Origin of the sequence: Nonomuraea maheshkhaliensis (genome assembly GCF_039529435.1) — a bacterium.
Taxonomy (GTDB): Bacteria; Actinomycetota; Actinomycetes; order Streptosporangiales; family Streptosporangiaceae; genus Nonomuraea; species Nonomuraea maheshkhaliensis.
Window position 1 is genome coordinate 41701 of sequence record NZ_BAAAMU010000015.1, and the last position, 16432, is coordinate 58132.

The following is a 16432-nucleotide window of genomic DNA, read 5'->3' on the forward strand; positions in this document are numbered from 1 at the left end:
CGTGCGCAATCATGCGGGGAGTTTGCCAGCTCCGTCGGAGCACGTCCGTCGTTCCGCGTCTGAAGATGCATTTCGGCATGGAGTGACGCAGGAGATAGACAGGCTGTAGTCCACGCTGAGCGCTTATCTCGCCTGCATGGACGAGGGAGATCAGTCCGTGGACCGACCTCTTAGCGGGGGTCTGAGCTTGTTTCCGCAGCTCAAAGCAATGCTCGAACCGTGAGCAGTACGTACCTTATGACGTGTTTCCGCAGGTCGCGTATGTACGAGCGATACAGACGACATAAGATCACCGAAGTGCGGCGCTATGTTGCGGTTGTGCGACACCCTCTCGGGTTGGCTCAATCCCGGTTCTGGTTGGTGCGCCCTAGCCGCAACGTGCTGCGTAGGGGTCTGTCTGCTGCTGCCATCCATCGGGCGATATACGTTCGCGTACTCAGCCACCCTTCTATGAAACCGACTGTGAAGCAGAAGACCGTCAGCAGGCCAGCAAAAACGGCATTCTCTTCATCATCGCCTAAAGCGGCGCCGAGGGTGTGAAACAGGGTGCTTGCTCCATCGGGGATTTCCCCCAATTGGGTAAGAGTGAGGCCAACGATGATTTTTGTAAGCCAGTCCGATACGTCCTCTAGATTAGTGTTGGCGCGAACTGTCAAAGTCTGCTGCTGGGTGCTAGGGCCCGCAGATGACCTTTCCGATATGGCAGTGAGGCTTCGCGGGAGGGCGAACAGGAAGCCTGCCAGCCCTCCCACCACGAACGCCGCTGCTGAGATGAGCATCGAGATCGCGATGACGTGCCCTGAGTCCTTTCCGGTGCTAGCGTAAGAGAGGCTGACAGTAACAACGAGGACGACGGACATTACGGCAAAAGTGCTAGCCCATATTGCACCTAGCATCAAGTCTGTGTACTGCTGAGCAAGGTTTCTGAAGAACCCCATGATTCGTTCCTCTAGTAGTCCGATGGTTGGTTTCATTGCAGATCTGGGACTGCAAGGAGGATAGGGGTCTTAAGTCACAAGATATCGGTGATGGTCCTGATATGCGTTAGAGGCCCTGTGTAAGCCGTTGGAAGTTGCCGCAACATGCGCGATATACCCGAGGTGCGTATGTATACGGCACACTCCCGCGTCTACTTCGCCGCCGTCATCCTGAGGGGTTCTCGTGGCACTGCGCCCTCCGTTCCAGTACTACGGCGCCAAGGGCAGGCTCGGCCCCTTCCTGGCCAGCCTGCTCCCCCAGCACGAGGTGTACGTCGAACCCTTCGCGGGCTCGGCCGCCGTCTTCTTCGCCAAGAACCCCGTCCCCATCGAGACGATAAACGACATCAACGGCGACCTTGTATGCTTCATGAAGGCGCTGCGCGACCGGCCCCGTGCTCTGATCCGTGCGATCGAGTTCACGCCGTACGCTCGCGCGGAGCACCAGGCCGCCAAGCTGGGCGACACCGCGGCGTCCGATCTGGAACGGGCCCGCCGCTGGTGGATCCAGTGCACCCAGTCCCGCAGCGGCGAGGCGGGCGCCTCTTGGCGGCGGCCGACTTCGAGAACGAGGGTCAACAACCCGGCCGGCTCCAAGCGGGCCGCTGCGGCGCTGCGCTGGCATGCGGTCCGGCTGCGTGAGGCGTTCATCGAGCAGGTGGACGCGTTCGAGCTGATCGAGCGCATGGACTCGCCGCAGACCGCCATGTACGTGGACCCGCCATACCTGCGCAGCACGAGGAACGTGTTCGGCAGCGGCCACTACGTGAAGGAGATGGATCGCGAGCCCGAGCACCGCCGCCTCCTGGAAGTGCTCGTCGCCTGCAAGTCTGCGATCGTGCTGTCCGGCTACCGGTCGCAGTTGTACGACGAACTGCTCTCTGACTGGCGACGCATCGACTACCGCGTACGCGCCAGCTCCAGCGACGAGCGGAGGCATGCCGTCGAGTCGGTGTGGATCAATCGGTAAGGGCTCAGTCGAAGCGCGCTAAGCACGGGGCTGCCTTCCCTCTGGTGCTGTTGAGGTTTGTGGAGGAGAGGCAAACGCGGCCTCTGATACGTTACTTGCCAATTCGGTCGCTTGGTGGCCGTAGGTCAATATGCCCTTCACTCGTACAATGATGCAGAACCGATCGTCGGATGTAAGGGTCTGCGAGAGGTTGTGATGCTCACGCTTAATAAAGTGGATAGCGGCGCGGGTGCCTGTGGCAGTCTGGCCGAAGATCACGAAGACGGGACGACTCGCTTCCGGTGGAGTGAACTTGGCAATGAGTGCATACTCTTCCTGTCTGCGATTCCACGGAAACGCTTGGCCTCCCACAACGATGGTGAGCGTGTCAGCTCGGTCCCGATCCCAGGGTTTGATTTCGACTCCCGGTAGATGTGCCGCAAGGTGGCCTGCTGTACGTGGATTTGGGCCCAATGGGCCACCGATGCAGAACTCCGTTCGATCTCCGTTGCTGCCACGAAAGAGATCGCAGGATTCTAGGGTGATCTTCGCGCCGATCTCGTGTGCGAGGGTCGCTACGTCGATCAGTGCATGCACCTCCTGGTAGTCAGCGCTTCCAGGCGAGTCGTATTTGTTGCCAGTAAAGATCAGACATTGTTTTCCCTGCTGAAGCCCGAAGAAAGCCGCCTTGCGACGCAGAGCACGCGCATTGTGGCCGTGCTGCCACAGCCATACAGACCCACCACTAATGACGCTGGTAACAAGCCCAATCACGATGTTCAGTAGTGCATCGGACACAGGTGCCGCCTTCGCCGGTCTCTTCTAATCGTAGCGAGGCTTCGCTAAGGAGGGCATCCCGACCGAGGAGGGCTGGGGGACGTACTCCGCGAGCGTCGAGGTGTCCGAGGCCACGGAGTCCGGCGGCATGTGGGACATCCGCGGGTGCGAGGCGGTCGCCGAGCGCATCGCCCAGGAGCGGACGCGGTACGGCTACCAGGACCGGAAGAGCGGATGATCGTGACCGAGCACATCATGCACACGATGACGCCGGGCAACATCGACCCCGGCCGTGAGCGCCTCCTGGTCTGGATCCGGGAGCACAGCATTGACACCCGGGACACGTACCAGGTCGAGCTGATCCTGACGGATGATCTTGCGGTCAAGGCCCACGTCTACCAGTTCAACCTTGACGGGCAGAGCCGCAAGCGGCTCTATGACGTCAACGAGGTGGCTCGGCGGTCGCCGTTCGACGTGCCGCAGTTCACCGTCGACGGCCGCGCGGTCACCGAGCGGATGCGGGAGATCGGTGCGGCTGTCCAGGCATCCACCGCGCGCTACTCCCGCTGATCGTCATCATGCGCGCGCACATGCGCGGTATCCGCACCGACTACCGGCGCCGCCAGATCGCGCGCCGAAAAGGGAGACGCTGACCATGGAAATCAAGGAGTACCAGCACGCGCCCGAGCTGGTCGAGGCCGTGGAGGTTGTCGGCGGCCAGGTCGAGGACATCGTGGCATGGATCAACAGGTACTCGAACCTGCGGGGCATGGTCGGGCAGACTGCGATCCGTGGCCGCGCCGGTGAGTATGTGGACATCCAGACGCCCGAGGGCATGCAGCGCGCCGGCCTCGGCGACTACGTCCTGCACGACAGGGCAGGCGAGTTCTGGTCCGTCTCGAAGTCAGTCTTCGCGCGCCGATATATGGCGACGCCTGTTGAGTAGGCAGCGCGAGTCCCAGTGTTGCTGATCAGTTGGAAAGCGCTATGAGACGTTTTCTTCGTACCATTGTCGAGCCGTTGAGTTGACTAAGGCGACGGTGAAGCCTGCTGCGGCTAAACCAACTAGCCAAGCGAGAATGGCGGAGATTCGGGCAAGCATAGTAGCTTGCTGCCATCCCATAAAGACTGTAGCAGCGGTCCAGATTAGTGCTGCGAACGAAGGTCCAGGAAAAGCGATCAGGCTGGGGTATGCGAAGCGTGGAATTCGGAGAGGGATTGGTTGCTTGACGTGCCAGCTTTCCCATCGAAGACCGCCGGGCACCCGATGTGTGAGATCGTCTCGAATGTATCTGCCGATCTTGAAGATGGCGTGAGAGTGCATGATGAACCGAGCGTAAAATAAATAGGTAGTGATAGGGATGATTAGCAGGAGAAGGGGGTTTCTGCTGCCTGAGAGCACGAAACCGAACACTGCTCCCGATGCCGTGATGTGAAGATTGAACAGGTTTTGGCGCTGCGTTTCCCGTCCTTCTATCTCCTGCCGCAGGGCGGCGAACTCGGCTAACGGTCCCTCATGGCCCTCTGAAGATGCGAAATCTGCCATGACCCTACAGTAAGCGCCTCCGTTTAAGGAGAATAGGGTGCGCCCAGCAATACATCACTGACCAACAGGAGTGTAGACAGTCGGATGGCGCATGTTGCAAAGCAGGAGTACCGGATGGTCGCGATCGGCGACCTGGAACCACACCCCGACAACTCACACCAGGGCGACGTGAATGTGATCGTCGCGTCGATCAAGAAGCACGGCTTCTACGGGTCCGTCGTCGCGCAGAAGTCTAGGATGCGGATCGTCGCGGGAGAGCACCGCTGGCGCGGAGCGGCCAAGGCCGGACTCAAGCACGTGCCCACGGTCATCATCGACGTAGACGACGAGACCGCACAGCGGATCATGCTCGCGGACAACCGGCTCGCCGAGTACGGCCAGTACGACGACGCCAAGCTCGCCGAGCTGCTGCAGTCGCTTCCGGACCTGGACGGCACCGGTTGGAGGGACGAAGACCTCTCCGACCTGCTCGACGACCTCGGCGACATCGAGATCGTGCACGACGAACTCGCCACCAGCAGGCCAGCGCAGACACCGGCGCCTTCCGCACCCGCGTCTCTCGGGAACGACCCCGACGACGAGGACAACCCGTCCGACATCGAGGACGACGAACCTACGGACGAGCACAACCGAGACGCGCACGACGGGTCGGCCAGCTCGGCCGCGCCGCCGCCGCGCCCGAAGGCCGGCGCAATGGTCGAGCTGATCATGCCGCTGACCGCCGCACAGCACGACGAAGTGACCGGTCTGGTCGCGGACATCCGCAGCCGAGACGGTGATGTCCCGCTCGCGGAGGTGGTGATGGCGGCGTTGAGAAGCTAAGCAGACTAATGACGGTGGCACTGCCAGCCTGAATCTGGGGCTCTGTCTCGCGGCAACCCCGAGACCGTGAGGCACCGGTGGTGGAGCTTGTCGCGCATCAAGAGGTCACGGTGACCTGGTTGCTCGACCTGAATCACCATAAGCATCATTATTCGGGTTCCGCCTTTTCGGGAGGTCGTTGTGCAAGCACTTTGGTGCCATCGAAGTGAAGGTGCCAACGATGCCCATCTCTCGTCAGTAGCTCGACCTCTCCTCCGGTTTTGAGTACGTCTATTATTCGCAGAGCGTGCTTGTATGAGTCCCGTTTTGTTTGCGTCGCAAACAAACTCTCGATAAGCCAATTGCGGATCACGCTCCGATCGAGAGAAGAGTTTCCTTCGTACAGCTGATCGTCTTCCAATGCTCCCTTGACTGCTTCGGTGAGTGCATCTTCAAGGCCGCTAAAGTCTGCTTGACGTTCATGCCTCTGTACTGACTCGGCCTGTTTGATGGTTGATTCACTGACCGTCGCTGACAAGTGCTGTCCAGCGTGAAACAAGAATGATCGGACGTTCATCAGTTGGAAAGGTTGCCCAGCTTCGCGGAGCATCTCATCCACCAGTTCGGGCCGCGGCCCCCGCTTGAAGCTGCCCTCTGTACGGATCCAGTCAGCTTTGGTCTCGTTGGTAACGAGCAGCACGGGAAGTCCGCGCTGCTTGGCCTCGATGAGTGTCTGTGCCCACACGAAGTAGTCGCCAAGGGCGCCTTCCTCTCCTTTCTCCGGGGCGTCGCTGTAGCCGGGCGGGATCTTTTCTTTGAGTCGCTGTTTGCCGATCTTCATGGCCATGTCTATATTGGGCAGAGGCGGCCCAACCTTCCGCGCGATTATTTGCTCTATCTCCTTAAAGACCGGGTCCTTGTCGATCGCTACGCTCTTATTCACTCCGAAGGCATAAAGTTCAGTATGGGCATCAAGAATCGCTGTTATAGCAGCGTCGATATCCTGCTTTATTCTTTTTACGTCTTCATCCTTTAGGCCGCGATGATCTTTGAGCTGTTGCACCTCCTTGTGTAGGTCGCCAGCCGCTTTCCGGAACCGGGCAGGGAAGCCGCTGCTGTAGTCGATAACGGAGGAACGGTTACGGAGGAACTCGAGGCCGACCTGGTGGGGGATCCATAGCCGATCGTCGAGGGCACGCATCGAGGCGAGGAACTCGATTCGGGCTGTCCCGGTCAGCTTGTAGGCATCCAGTAGCGGGTTGGTATCGAAAACGACCAAGCCGCTGGTCATCACGTTCCCTATGGCGTCCTTATCAGGAGGGAAGTACCCCGGAAACAACTCGCGGAGAGAGTTGCCGCTTGGCTTCGAGGGGATCGGCTCGGCCGTGTCCTGACTCATACCGGACAGAGTATGGGCAAGTGTCGATCATGTTGAGCGAATTCGTCATCCGGCCGACCTCAATGCGCTATCTGTGCAGGTCACCCCCCTACGACGATTAGACGGCATAACGCGAGCAAGGAGGGCTGCGCCCTGATGGCTGAAGACGCCCAGGTGAAGCTTGCGCGGCACGAGCGGCGCTACCAGGCGTTGCAGATGCGTATCGCTGGGGTCAGCAACGCGGTGATCGCGCAGCGGCTCGGCTACTCCTCGCCGCAGCTCGTCTCCAAGGACATCACGACGGCGCTGAAGAAGGCGGCCAAGCAGGAGGCGATGGCGGCCGAGGAACTGCTGACCTTGGAGATCAACCGGCTGGACCGCATGATGGCGTCCGTCTGGCCGAGAGTGCTCAAGGGCGAGGTCAACGCCGTCGAGGCAGCCCTGAAGATCGTGAACAAGCGAGCCAGTCTCCTGGGCTTGGACCTCATCAACAGGAACGGTGCGGCCGACAACGACATGGCCAGCCTGCTCGGCAACATGCTGCTCCAGCTCCAGCAGCGCCACAACGTGCCTGACCCGGAGACTGACGTGATCCTCGAAGCCGAGGTTATCCAGGGCGCGATCGAGTACGACGACGCCGGGGGCGAAGCGTGAGCCTGCGCCTGGCGGTCAAGCTGTCGCCGAAGCAAGAGAAGAGCATCGCTGAGTCAACGGCACGTCTGAATATCTGGCAGGGCGCAATCCGAAGTGGGAAGACCATCGCTTCTCTGATCCGCTGGGTGATCTTTGTGGCGAACGCGCCAAGGGGCGGCTCTCTGGTCGTGGTTGGCAAGACGAGCGACACGGTCGGCAGAAACGTCTTCGAGCCGCTCATGGACCCCGCGATCACCGGCCCGATCGCCAAGAGAATCACCTACACCAGAGGTGCGCCCACCGCGAAAATTCTGGGCCGCACTGTCGAGATCGTCACCTCCAATGACGCCCGAGCGGAGAACCGTCTGCGTGGGATGACGGCGGTGGGCGCGTACGTTGATGAGATCACGCTGATCGATCGGGCGTTCTGGGACATGCTGCTCAGCCGCTTGTCGGTAACGGGCGCCAAGTTGTTCGGGAGCACGAACCCGGACGCGCCGTCGCACTGGTTGAAGAAGGACTTCCTCGACCGGGCCCACGAGCTCGATTTGAGGTCGTGGCACTTCACCTTGGACGACAATCACAGTCTTGACCCGGCCTACGTTAAGGCCCTCAAGAGCGAGTACTCCGGGCTCTGGTACAAACGCTTCATCCAGGGCTTGTGGGTCATGGCTGAGGGCGCGATCTACGACCAGTTCGACGAGGACAAGCACGTTGTGACCTCGCTGCCGCTGATGGAGAAGTGGCTGTCGGTCGGCGTGGACTATGGCACAACGAATCCGTTCGCCGCGGTGCTGCTGGGCGTCAGCGTGCCCGATCGTGAAGGGCAGCGCCGGATCTACGTCGCATCCGAGATGCGCTACGACTCCCACGCCGAGCGGCGGCAGTTGACGGACTCGGAGTACAGCACGCGGCTGACCGACTGGCTGGACCGCATCCCGGACACCTACGGGCCGGGGACGCGCGGCGTCAGGCCTGAGTGGCTCGTGGTTGACTCAAGCGCGGCCTCGTTCATCCAGCAGCTCTACCGGGACCACTACCGGCCCATGCAGGCCGACAACGCGGTCTTGGACGGCATCCGGACCGTGTCGAACCTCATCTCCGCTGACCACCTGCGCGTGCACGCGAGCTGCCGCAGCTTGCTCGACGAGATGGCCGGCTACGCGTGGGACGAGCGCAAGGCAGAGCGCGGCGATGACGTGCCGGTCAAGGTTGACGACCACTCGGTTGACGCTCTTCGTTATGCCCTTCACACAACGCAGGCGGCTTGGTTGAGGCTTCTTGAGCCGGTGCCTCTTCTCTAGGGGCTGGCGAGAGCTGTTGGGGTCCTGTGTCGGCAGCTTCGTTGCGTCCAAGGTTCCAGATTGGATCGTGCATGGGAGGCCGACCGCTCAGGCTGTCCAAAGCCTCCAAACCTACGGTCTGCCGGACTGCGTTGATGAACTCCAGCCGCCGAAGTTCGATCCTCTCTCGCAAGACGAACCAGTCATCCCACGACGTAAGTCCGGCCTGGATCTCACAGTGGGCGCGCCAAATCTGCTCGTCGACCGTATGGGCCTGGGCCACGATCGTCTTAGCGACGCCCTTGTTCACCTTGGCGAGTGCAGCCTGCCACGCGCTCCAATCGATGGCAGGCTCCACTCCTTGCGAACCTGGCGCTGAGTGATGGCCGCTTAGGGCCGCCAATTCCACCACGATCTTGGCCGATGCGCTGTCGAACTGATCGCATGCATCCGACTGCTCCTGTTGTGACCTCTCCTGCCGGTGAGCTCGGCGGGTCACCATTCCGCCAACGAGCACCCCCACGAGTGCGGCAATCACCGCACCGATTGGGGCGATGATCAATGCCCAGGATTGCCCCATGTAAGAAGTTTGCGAGTCCATGTCCTTGCTGTCGCTGGCTTGCAGGTCAGAACCCTGAATTTCTCAACGCGCGCCCTGGGCCCTGTTGCGGCGGCCTGGCCCGGAGGTGCGTCGCTCCGCGCGGCTTCCCCGTACGCGCGTCGAGCACCAAGTGCGGCCCCGGCCCCCACTGTTGAGGGGCAGCGCGGGGCCGGAGCCGCACTGCTGGACCTGTGATGACCCGACCCTGACCAGGGAGTTTCTATGTCTGCTGAGAGTCTGCTCACCCAAGACCCGCTCAAGTGGAAGGTCGCGTGGCGGCTGGAGAAGTACTGGGGCGACGACATCGGCCCCGACGCCCTGCCCTACGACGTGATCGAGCGCGAGGGCAACGCCCTCATGCACGGCGGAGCCTCCGCGATCTGGCAGATGCTGATCGGCAACGGCACCGCGGCGGCCAGTCAGCCGCTCACCTACTACAACGAGGCCAACGCGCACCTCGGCGTCGGAGACTCCACCACCGCTGAAGCCAAGACGCAGACCGACCTCCAGGCCGCGACCAACAAGCTGCGCAAGGCCATGGACGCGGGCTTCCCGCAGCACACGGACGGCACAGGCGGCACCACCAACTCGACGATCACCTTCAGAGCGACGTTCGCGACCAGCGAGGCCAACCACGCCTGGAACGAATGGGCGATCTTCAACGGTGCCGCGGGCGGCCGGATGCTCAACAGTAGATGATCAAGGGAACGCGTATGGTACGCAGATTCCGTCTCAACGTGCCGAGCGGTGCCGCAAGGTGTCACGCCGGAATGATCATGGAAACAAGCAAAAGGCCAGGTCAGACGATGTCTGACCTGGCCGTCGAAATGGTGCCCCCTGTAGGATTCGAACCTACGCACCCGGCTCCGGAGGCCGGTGCTCTATCCCCTGAGCTAAGGGGGCGCGTCGAGTGAAAGGCTATCAGTATCCCGGCACTGCTCGGCACCAGATAAAGGTCCTTGAACACTTCCCGCGAAACCCGGCGTGACGGGGCCACTACAGGTTAGCTTTGCGCCCGTGGGCGAGGTTCTTGGGAAAGTACTGGTCGTGGATGACGATGAGGTCATCCGGCAGCTCATCGCGGTCAACCTGAACCTGGAGGGGTTCGAGGTGTCCACCGCCACGGATGGGCAGGATTGTCTGGATCGGGTGCTCGACGTGATGCCGGATGTCATCACGCTCGATGTGATGATGCCGTTCCTGGACGGGTGGACGACGGCGCATCGGTTGCGTACCGAGGAGGCCACCAGTCACATCAAGGTCGTGCTCATCACGGCCAGGGCTCAGGATGATGACCGGACCCGGGGACTGGGGATCGGGGTGGACGCCTACCTGACCAAGCCGTTCGATCCGGCTGAGTTGATCGAGGTCGTGCGTGATCTGGCCGTGAGGGGTCGGGGGCGTAGCTGATCCCTGCCTTCTGGGGCCCGCTAACTGATCGGGTGATTTCGGCTGTCGGCGAGGGGTGCGGGCTTGGGTGCCGCGTTCTTGGTGGATTGTTCGTACGCTGGCCGCAGGACCTCCTCCCCGCGAAAGGCTGGACCACGTGCGTAGTTCCATCTTCAACAACCTCGACTCCCAGCAGCTCCCTCCGGGCTTCGCCCTTGAGAACCACAAGATGTTGCGAGTCCAGCTCCCTCACGAGGTGCTTGCCAAGCAGGGGTCCATGGTGGCTTTTCAGGGGCAGATGGACTTCGACTACGAGGGGTCGGGCGGGCTCGGGAAGTTGTTCAAGAAGGCCATGACGGGGGAGGGCGCCTCGTTGATGCGGGTACGGGGCGAGGGGCAGCTCTATCTGGCGGACAACGCCGATGACATTCATCTGTTCTTTCTTGAGAACGAGGGGCTCACGGTCAACGGGCGTAACCTGCTGGCGTTCCAGCCGCAGCTCAGCTGGGACATCAAGCGGGTCCAGGGGGCCGGCGTGGCGGCCGGTGGGTTGTTCAACACGACGGTTACCGGGACCGGGTGGGTGGCGGTGACGACGCATGGCACGCCGGTGTTGCTCGACGCCGCGCGGATGCCGACGTTCGCGGATGGGCAGTCGGCCGTGTGCTGGAGCACGGGGCTGGAAGTCGGGATCAACCGGACGATGAAGGTGGGAGCGTTGATCGGGCGGGGGAGTGGGGAGGCCATGCAGTTGGCGTTCAGGGGGCAGGGGTTCGTGTTGGTGCAGGCCAGTGAAGGGGCTCCGGTCCCGGCTCCCTCCGCTTGAGGCCCACGCCAGTGCCTTCCCCGCCAGGCGGGATGGACAGGCGGCTGGGCGCGGTACCGGGTGATCGAGCCCGCACCCGAGGGCCGGACCGAGCTGGTCAGCGCCCTGCGTGGGCACGACGTCGCGCAGGCCGCCAAGTGCCTGATCGTGATGGTCAAGGGGGCAAGAAGCAGAGCGGGGCGGCTTGATCGTTCTGTGGCGCTGGTGACCGAGGACTACGTTCGGCCGGCGGCGCCGCGGGTGGCCGATATTACGGCCCCTGGTAGCTGATCGGCGGTCGGCGTCAGGCGGTCGCGCCGAGGGCCGTGATCGGGCTGGGTGCGGTGTCGGTGTCGGTGCCGGTCCTGGTCAAGCTGCGCAGGTGGGCGTGGGGGCGGTGTTGGTGCTGGTCCAGGAGGCGAGGAAGCCGAACGTGATCGACGCCCCCGGCGCGATCTGCCCGTTCCAGCCGGCGTTCCGTACCGTCACCGCGGAGCCGTTCGCGCTCAGCGTCCCGCCCCACAGCTGGGTGATCCGCTGGCCGTCGGCGAACGTCCACGCCACCGTCCAGGTGCTGATCGGCGAGGTGCCGGTGTTCGTGACGGTGACCTCGGCCTGGAAGCCGCCCTGCCACTGGCCGGTGCGCTGGTACGCGGCGGCGCATCCCCCAGAAGGGGGCGGTGGTGTCACAGTGCTGCCGAGGGCGTCCACCAGGGGCGGGTACCACTTGTCGGACATCTTCTGGTCGCCCGCCGCGTTCGGGTGCACCCCGTCGTAGGTGTCGGTGGCGGTGTTGAAGCCCGTCCACTGGTCCACGACCGTGATCGGCGACTGCGGGGTGGTCGTGGCGGCGGCCCAGGCGGGGATGGCGTTGTTGAGGGTCACGGTCCGCTGGGCGCAGTCGGCGCAGCTGGAGGGGTTCATGGGGATGATCTTGGCGACGAGGATCCTCATGTTCGGGTTGCTCGCCCGCATCTGGTTCACCATCGTGGTGAACGCGCTGAGGATCGTCGCCGGGGCGATGTTGCTCCATACGTCGTTGGTGCCGAAGTGCATGAGCACCACGTCGGGCCGGGTGGCGGCGAGCCAGCCGGTCAGCAGGCCCTGGTTGGCCACATTGGTGGCCAGGTAGCCGCCGTGGCCCTCGTTGTCGCCGTCGTGCGCCACCGCACAGCCCTGGGGTGGCAGGGTGCCGACGAAGTCGACGTTCGTGTGGCCGGTGCTCTGGAGGCGGTTCCAGAGCAGGGCGCGCCAGCAGCCGGGGGAGCCGGTGATCGAGTCGCCCAGGGGCATGATCCTGATGGGGGCTGCGCTCGCGGTGGCCGTGGTGGCGAACAGCACCGCCGCGGCCAGCGCCACCATCGCGGCCAGCGCGGAGCCGATCTTGCGCATGGTCTGCTCTCCCGTCGTCAGCCTGCGCAGATCGTAGGATCGTGGGCCGCGCGACGGAAAGGATGACGCCTGAGAGAAACGCTTGACCTGGGGGTATGGATGTAACTTTCAGCTGCGGACCACCGCAAGCGGGCAGGGGACGTGGTGCAGGAGTGCCTGGCTGATCGAGCCGAGCAGCATCCCCGCCAACTGCCCATGCCCCCGCGACCCCACCACCAGCAGATCGGCGCCGGCGGCCGTCTCGCGGAGCACCTCGACCGGATGGCCGTGCACGACCTCCGTCACCACCTCGACGCCGGGATGCCGCTCCTGGTGCTCGGTCAGCGACTCCTTGAGCCGGCGCAGCGTGTGCTGCTCGCTGCCGCGGTCGGCCGGTGGGAAGCCGCCGGCCTGCGGCCAGGCCCACGCCTGTACGGCACGCAGCCGCGCCCCGCGCAGCTCCGCCTCGGTGAAGGCGAACTCCAACGCCTGCCCGGCGCTGGGCGAGCCGTCGGTGCCGGCGACGATGTCGCCTCGGACGGCCGGGGGACGTTCGTGGACGAGGACGACGTTCGTCCGCGCGTGCGCGGTGACGCCGTACGCGACGGATCCGACGAGCAGGCCGCGCACGCCGCCGATGCCGCTGCTGCCGACGACCAGCAGCTCGGCGTCCTCGGACGCCTTGATCAGCGCGGTACGGGGATCGCCCGGCAGCAGGACCTGCTCCACCGGCACCTGCGGCGACTCCCGCACGGCGCGGTCGCGGGCCGCCGCGAGCACGGTGGCAGCGCCCTCGCGCATCCACCGGGCGACCTCGGCGTAGCGTACGGTGTCCTCCTCGCACACCCACTTGGGCACGGCGTGCGCCACGGTCAGCGGCGATCCGCGCAGCGCGGCCTCGGCGGCGGCCCAGCCGGCGGCCTCAAGGCCGGCGCGGGAGCCGTCCACCCCGACGATGATCACGGTTCAGCTCCTCAGGACAGCGCGTAACATTCGACCTCGGCACGGCGGAACGAGATCCCCTTCGATTGGGAGTCACGGACGCAGGCGCGCTCGGACCTGCTGAGCCGCAGCGTGCCGCAGACGGTCACGCCGGAGTAGGTGCGGCAGTCGAGGCGCTTGTCGTCGGTGCCGACGCGGTACGTCTCTCTGACCGCGGCACGGCACTTGGCCTTGCCCGTGTCGGCGTAGCGGCACTGGGCGATGAGAGTGTCGTACTGTTCCTGGCTGACTTCGTGCTGGTCCATGCCGTCTCCGGCGGCTGCGGTGGCGCCGGACGCGGCCATCACGACGAGTAGTCCTGCGACAGCAGCGAATCTCTTCATGTTCCCCCTGATGGGGACCGTACCGCTCACGGCGATCGTCAAACCTCGGCGCCAGGTTTCGGGTGGGGGCGGGCGTGGGTACGATCATCGCCGTCCAACGCGGGAGCCCGGTGCAGACCGGGCTGAGAGGACGGCTGACAGCCGCCGACCGCCAGAACCTGCTCCGGGTAATGCCGGCGAAGGGAGTTTGCGCGATGAGCAGCGCGCGCTTTTCCAAGATCTACTCCGGTGACCTCCGCGTGCCGATGCGGCAGGTCCGGTTGTCCAACGGCTCGGCGGTGACGTTGTACGACACCTCGGGCCCCTACACCGACCCCTCCTTCGAGCCCGACCCGCGGCGTGGGCTGCCGCGCCTGCGCGAGGAGTGGATCGAGGCGCGGCGGGCGGCGGGTGAGCCGGTCACGCAGGTCGGCTGCGCCCGGCGCGGGCTGGTGACCAAGGAGATGGAGTTCGTGGCGGTGCGCGAGGGGGTGAGCGCCGAGTTCGTCCGGCAGGAGGTCGCGGCGGGCCGGGCCATCATCCCCGCGAACGTCAACCATCCCGAGTCGGAGCCGATGATCATCGGCCGGGAGTTCCTGGTCAAGATCAACGCCAACATCGGCAACTCCGCCGTCACCTCCTCGATCGAGGAGGAGGTCGAGAAGATGACCTGGGCCACCCGGTGGGGCGCCGACACGATCATGGACCTGTCGACCGGCGACGACATCCACGAGACCCGCGAGTGGATCCTGCGCAACTCGCCGGTGCCGGTCGGCACCGTGCCCATCTACCAGGCGCTGGAGAAGGTCAAGGGCCGGCCGGAACTGCTGTCGTGGGAGGTCTACCGCGACACGCTGGTCGAGCAGTGCGAGCAGGGCGTCGACTATGTGACGGTGCATGCGGGCGTGCGGCTTTCGTACGTGCCGCTCACCGCCACCCGCAAGACCGGGATCGTCTCGCGCGGCGGCTCGATCATGGCGGCCTGGTGCCTGGCGCACCATCGCGAGAGCTTCCTGTACGAGAACTTCGCCGAGATGTGCGAGATCCTGGCCCGCTACGACGTGTCGTTCTCGCTCGGCGACGGGCTGCGTCCCGGATCGATCGCCGACGCCAACGACGAGGCCCAGTTCGCCGAGCTGCGCACGCTGGGGGAGCTGACCGGCATCGCGCGCGAGCACGACGTCCAGGTGATGATCGAGGGGCCGGGCCACGTGCCCATGCACAAGATCAAGGAGAACGTCGACCTGCAGCGCGAGCTCTGCGACGACGCGCCGTTCTACACCCTGGGCCCGCTCGTGACCGACGTCGCGCCCGGATACGACCACATCACCTCGGGCATCGGGGCCGCCATGATCGGCTGGTTCGGCACCGCCATGCTCTGCTACGTCACCCCGAAGGAGCACCTCGGCCTGCCCGACAAGGACGACGTCAAGACCGGCGTGATCACGTACAAGATCGCCGCCCATGCCGCCGACCTGGCCAAGGGGCATGCGCGGGCGCAGGAGTGGGACGACGCGCTGTCCGACGCGCGCTTCGAGTTCCGCTGGGAGGACCAGTTCGACCTCTCGCTCGACCCCGACACCGCCCGCTCCTTCCACGACGAGACGCTGCCGGCGGCGCCGGCCAAGACGGCGCACTTCTGCTCGATGTGCGGGCCCAAGTTCTGCTCGATGCGGATAAGTCACGACATCAGGCAGGCGGGGTTCGAGGAGAAGGCGGCCGAGTTCAGGAGGCTCGGCGGCAACATCTACGTCGAGTGATCTAGCCGGGCAGCGTCTCCCCGCCGATGGGGGCCAGGACCTCGCCGGTGTAGTACGACGACAGCCGGTTGGAGGCGAAGAACACGTACGATGGGGCGATCTCGTCGGGATCGGCGGGTCGCCCCATCGGCACCTGCTCGCCGAACGACTCCACTTTCTCCTCGGGGAAGGTGGCCGGGATCAGCGGCGTCCACACCGGCCCTGGGGCGACGGCGTTGATCCGGATGCCGCGTTCGACCAGGTTCTGCGCCATGGCGTAGGTGAAGGCGTTGATCGCGCCCTTGGTGGCGGAGTAGTCGATGAGCGTCTTGTTGCCGCGCAGGCCGTTGATCGACGAGGTGTTGACGATCGCGCTCCCCTGGCCCATGTGGGCGAGCGCGGCCTTCGTGACGCGGAAGTAGCTGTGGATGTTGACCGCGAACGTGTGCTCCCACTGCTCGTCGGACAGTTCCTCCAGGCCGTCCACCGGCTCCTGGTAGGCCACGTTGTTCACCAGGACGTCCAGGCCGCCCAGCTCCGACACGGTCTGCTCGACGACCGAGGCGCAGTGGGCGCGGTCGCCGAGGTCGCCGGGCAGCAGCACGCAGCGCCGCCCGGCCGCTTTCACCAGCGAGGAGGTGTGGGCGGCGTCCTCGTGCTCGCTCAGGTACGCGATCGCGACGTCGGCCCCCTCCTTGGCGAAGGCCACCGCGACCGCCCGGCCGATGCCCGAGTCGCCGCCGGTGACGAGGGCCTTCTTGCCGTCCAGCAGGCCGCGGCCTGCGTAGTCGCGCATCTCGTCACGCGGCTGCGGCGTCATCTCGCCGCTTTTACCCGGGTACGGCTGGCTCTGGGGTGGTGGTGTCTGCGACATGCCCT

At 64.4% G+C, this 16432-nt stretch carries 19 protein-coding genes, 1 tRNA gene and 1 riboswitch; of the genes, 10 read left to right on the top strand and 10 right to left on the bottom strand.

The features are described from left to right. Positions 1–341: 341 nt before the first annotated feature. On the bottom strand, positions 342–860 hold the full coding sequence (locus ABFX54_RS12865) for a hypothetical protein (RefSeq protein WP_346104461.1): 519 nt from the start codon (positions 858–860) through the stop codon (positions 342–344). A 301-nt stretch (positions 861–1161) separates the two neighbouring features. Here ABFX54_RS12865 and ABFX54_RS12870 point away from each other — a divergent pair, with 301 nt between their 5' ends. Beyond that, on the top strand, positions 1162–1947 hold the full coding sequence (locus tag ABFX54_RS12870) for a DNA adenine methylase (protein WP_346104463.1): 786 nt from the start codon (positions 1162–1164) through the stop codon (positions 1945–1947). 18 nt (positions 1948–1965) lie between these two features. Here ABFX54_RS12870 and ABFX54_RS12875 read toward each other — a convergent pair whose 3' ends face one another. After that, positions 1966–2724, bottom strand: coding sequence for a hypothetical protein (locus ABFX54_RS12875; RefSeq protein ID WP_346104465.1), 759 nt, complete (start codon positions 2722–2724; stop codon positions 1966–1968). A 219-nt stretch (positions 2725–2943) separates the two neighbouring features. On the opposite strand from ABFX54_RS12875, the gene ABFX54_RS12880 reads away from it, so the two are divergent. After that, on the top strand, positions 2944–3273 hold the full coding sequence (locus tag ABFX54_RS12880; RefSeq protein ID WP_346104467.1) for a hypothetical protein: 330 nt from the start codon (positions 2944–2946) through the stop codon (positions 3271–3273). Between the two features lie 85 nt (positions 3274–3358). Further along, the gene (locus ABFX54_RS12885) at positions 3359–3649 is read left to right on the top strand and encodes a hypothetical protein (RefSeq protein WP_346104469.1); all 291 of its coding nucleotides are present in this window, start codon (positions 3359–3361) and stop codon (positions 3647–3649) included. Between the two features lie 39 nt (positions 3650–3688). Here the strand turns inward: ABFX54_RS12885 and ABFX54_RS12890 are convergent, their stop codons facing one another. Then, positions 3689–4249 carry a hypothetical protein gene (locus ABFX54_RS12890; RefSeq protein WP_346104471.1) on the bottom strand — a complete coding sequence of 187 codons (561 nt, stop codon included), beginning with the start codon at positions 4247–4249 and terminating at the stop codon, positions 3689–3691. A gap of 84 nt (positions 4250–4333) precedes the next feature. On the opposite strand from ABFX54_RS12890, the gene ABFX54_RS12895 reads away from it, so the two are divergent. Continuing rightward, entirely contained in the window at positions 4334–5071 is a 738-nt protein-coding gene (locus tag ABFX54_RS12895) for a ParB/RepB/Spo0J family partition protein (RefSeq protein ID WP_346104473.1), read from the top strand. Between the two features lie 148 nt (positions 5072–5219). Here the strand turns inward: ABFX54_RS12895 and ABFX54_RS12900 are convergent, their stop codons facing one another. Next, positions 5220–6449, bottom strand: a complete 1230-nt coding sequence (locus tag ABFX54_RS12900) for a PIN-like domain-containing protein (protein ID WP_346104475.1) — start codon at positions 6447–6449, stop codon at positions 5220–5222. 135 nt (positions 6450–6584) lie between these two features. On the opposite strand from ABFX54_RS12900, the gene ABFX54_RS12905 reads away from it, so the two are divergent. Both ABFX54_RS12905 and ABFX54_RS12910 read left to right on the top strand, forming a co-directional pair. Continuing rightward, positions 6585–7082, top strand: a complete 498-nt coding sequence (locus ABFX54_RS12905; RefSeq protein ID WP_346104476.1) for a hypothetical protein — start codon at positions 6585–6587, stop codon at positions 7080–7082. Next, positions 7079–8365 carry a PBSX family phage terminase large subunit gene (locus ABFX54_RS12910; protein WP_346104478.1) on the top strand — a complete coding sequence of 429 codons (1287 nt, stop codon included), beginning with the start codon at positions 7079–7081 and terminating at the stop codon, positions 8363–8365. Before ABFX54_RS12905 ends, ABFX54_RS12910 begins: the two co-directional genes overlap by 4 nt. On the opposite strand, the gene ABFX54_RS12915 is transcribed toward ABFX54_RS12910, so the two are convergent. Continuing rightward, positions 8268–8924, bottom strand: coding sequence for a hypothetical protein (locus ABFX54_RS12915; protein ID WP_346104480.1), 657 nt, complete (start codon positions 8922–8924; stop codon positions 8268–8270). The two genes, ABFX54_RS12910 and ABFX54_RS12915, sit on opposite strands and share 98 nt — an antisense overlap. Before the next feature lie 243 nt (positions 8925–9167). Here ABFX54_RS12915 and ABFX54_RS12920 point away from each other — a divergent pair, with 243 nt between their 5' ends. Continuing rightward, on the top strand, positions 9168–9644 hold the full coding sequence (locus tag ABFX54_RS12920) for a hypothetical protein (protein ID WP_346104482.1): 477 nt from the start codon (positions 9168–9170) through the stop codon (positions 9642–9644). Between the two features lie 129 nt (positions 9645–9773). Here the strand turns inward: ABFX54_RS12920 and ABFX54_RS12925 are convergent. Further along, positions 9774–9848: transfer RNA gene (locus ABFX54_RS12925), tRNA-Arg, on the bottom strand. 114 nt (positions 9849–9962) lie between these two features. Here ABFX54_RS12925 and ABFX54_RS12930 point away from each other — a divergent pair. Next, on the top strand, positions 9963–10355 hold the full coding sequence (locus ABFX54_RS12930) for a response regulator transcription factor (RefSeq protein WP_346104483.1): 393 nt from the start codon (positions 9963–9965) through the stop codon (positions 10353–10355). 136 nt (positions 10356–10491) lie between these two features. Then, positions 10492–11160, top strand: coding sequence for an AIM24 family protein (locus tag ABFX54_RS12935; RefSeq protein WP_346104485.1), 669 nt, complete (start codon positions 10492–10494; stop codon positions 11158–11160). 348 nt (positions 11161–11508) lie between these two features. Here the strand turns inward: ABFX54_RS12935 and ABFX54_RS12940 are convergent, their stop codons facing one another. From ABFX54_RS12940 to ABFX54_RS12950, 3 genes are all read right to left on the bottom strand, one after another. Further along, positions 11509–12531, bottom strand: coding sequence for a cellulose binding domain-containing protein (locus tag ABFX54_RS12940; protein ID WP_346104487.1), 1023 nt, complete (start codon positions 12529–12531; stop codon positions 11509–11511). 108 nt (positions 12532–12639) lie between these two features. Next, a complete protein-coding gene (locus ABFX54_RS12945) occupies positions 12640–13473 on the bottom strand; it encodes a universal stress protein (protein WP_346104489.1) in 834 nt (277 codons plus the stop codon). Between the two features lie 11 nt (positions 13474–13484). Then, positions 13485–13835 carry a hypothetical protein gene (locus ABFX54_RS12950; protein WP_346104491.1) on the bottom strand — a complete coding sequence of 117 codons (351 nt, stop codon included), beginning with the start codon at positions 13833–13835 and terminating at the stop codon, positions 13485–13487. Positions 13836–13924: 89 nt separating this feature from the next. Continuing rightward, positions 13925–14037: riboswitch (TPP riboswitch) on the top strand. On the opposite strand from ABFX54_RS12950, the gene thiC reads away from it, so the two are divergent. Next, positions 14030–15574: a phosphomethylpyrimidine synthase ThiC gene (thiC, locus tag ABFX54_RS12955; RefSeq protein ID WP_346104493.1), complete on the top strand. Its 1545-nt coding sequence runs from the start codon at positions 14030–14032 to the stop codon at positions 15572–15574. Its footprint overlaps the riboswitch before it by 8 nt. Position 15575: 1 nt before the next feature. On the opposite strand, the gene ABFX54_RS12960 is transcribed toward thiC, so the two are convergent. Continuing rightward, complete coding sequence (locus ABFX54_RS12960) at positions 15576–16427, bottom strand: SDR family oxidoreductase (RefSeq protein ID WP_346104495.1); 852 nt, start codon at positions 16425–16427, stop codon at positions 15576–15578. Positions 16428–16432 lie beyond the last annotated feature (5 nt).

Excerpts from the sequence above, each read along its gene's own strand:
- ABFX54_RS12915 (WP_346104480.1), bottom strand. The coding sequence starts at position 8,924 with ATGGGGCAATCCTGGGCATTGATCATCGCCCCAATCGGTGCGGTGATT.
- ABFX54_RS12920 (WP_346104482.1), top strand. The coding sequence starts at position 9,168 with ATGTCTGCTGAGAGTCTGCTCACCCAAGACCCGCTCAAGTGGAAGGTC.
- ABFX54_RS12905 (WP_346104476.1), top strand. The coding sequence starts at position 6,585 with ATGGCTGAAGACGCCCAGGTGAAGCTTGCGCGGCACGAGCGGCGCTAC.
- ABFX54_RS12865 (WP_346104461.1), bottom strand. The coding sequence starts at position 860 with ATGTCCGTCGTCCTCGTTGTTACTGTCAGCCTCTCTTACGCTAGCACC.
- ABFX54_RS12960 (WP_346104495.1), bottom strand. The coding sequence starts at position 16,427 with ATGTCGCAGACACCACCACCCCAGAGCCAGCCGTACCCGGGTAAAAGC.
- ABFX54_RS12940 (WP_346104487.1), bottom strand. The coding sequence starts at position 12,531 with ATGCGCAAGATCGGCTCCGCGCTGGCCGCGATGGTGGCGCTGGCCGCG.
- thiC (WP_346104493.1), top strand. The coding sequence starts at position 14,030 with ATGAGCAGCGCGCGCTTTTCCAAGATCTACTCCGGTGACCTCCGCGTG.
- ABFX54_RS12950 (WP_346104491.1), bottom strand. The coding sequence starts at position 13,835 with ATGAAGAGATTCGCTGCTGTCGCAGGACTACTCGTCGTGATGGCCGCG.
- ABFX54_RS12890 (WP_346104471.1), bottom strand. The coding sequence starts at position 4,249 with ATGGCAGATTTCGCATCTTCAGAGGGCCATGAGGGACCGTTAGCCGAG.
- ABFX54_RS12895 (WP_346104473.1), top strand. The coding sequence starts at position 4,334 with ATGGCGCATGTTGCAAAGCAGGAGTACCGGATGGTCGCGATCGGCGAC.
- ABFX54_RS12900 (WP_346104475.1), bottom strand. The coding sequence starts at position 6,449 with ATGAGTCAGGACACGGCCGAGCCGATCCCCTCGAAGCCAAGCGGCAAC.
- ABFX54_RS12885 (WP_346104469.1), top strand. The coding sequence starts at position 3,359 with ATGGAAATCAAGGAGTACCAGCACGCGCCCGAGCTGGTCGAGGCCGTG.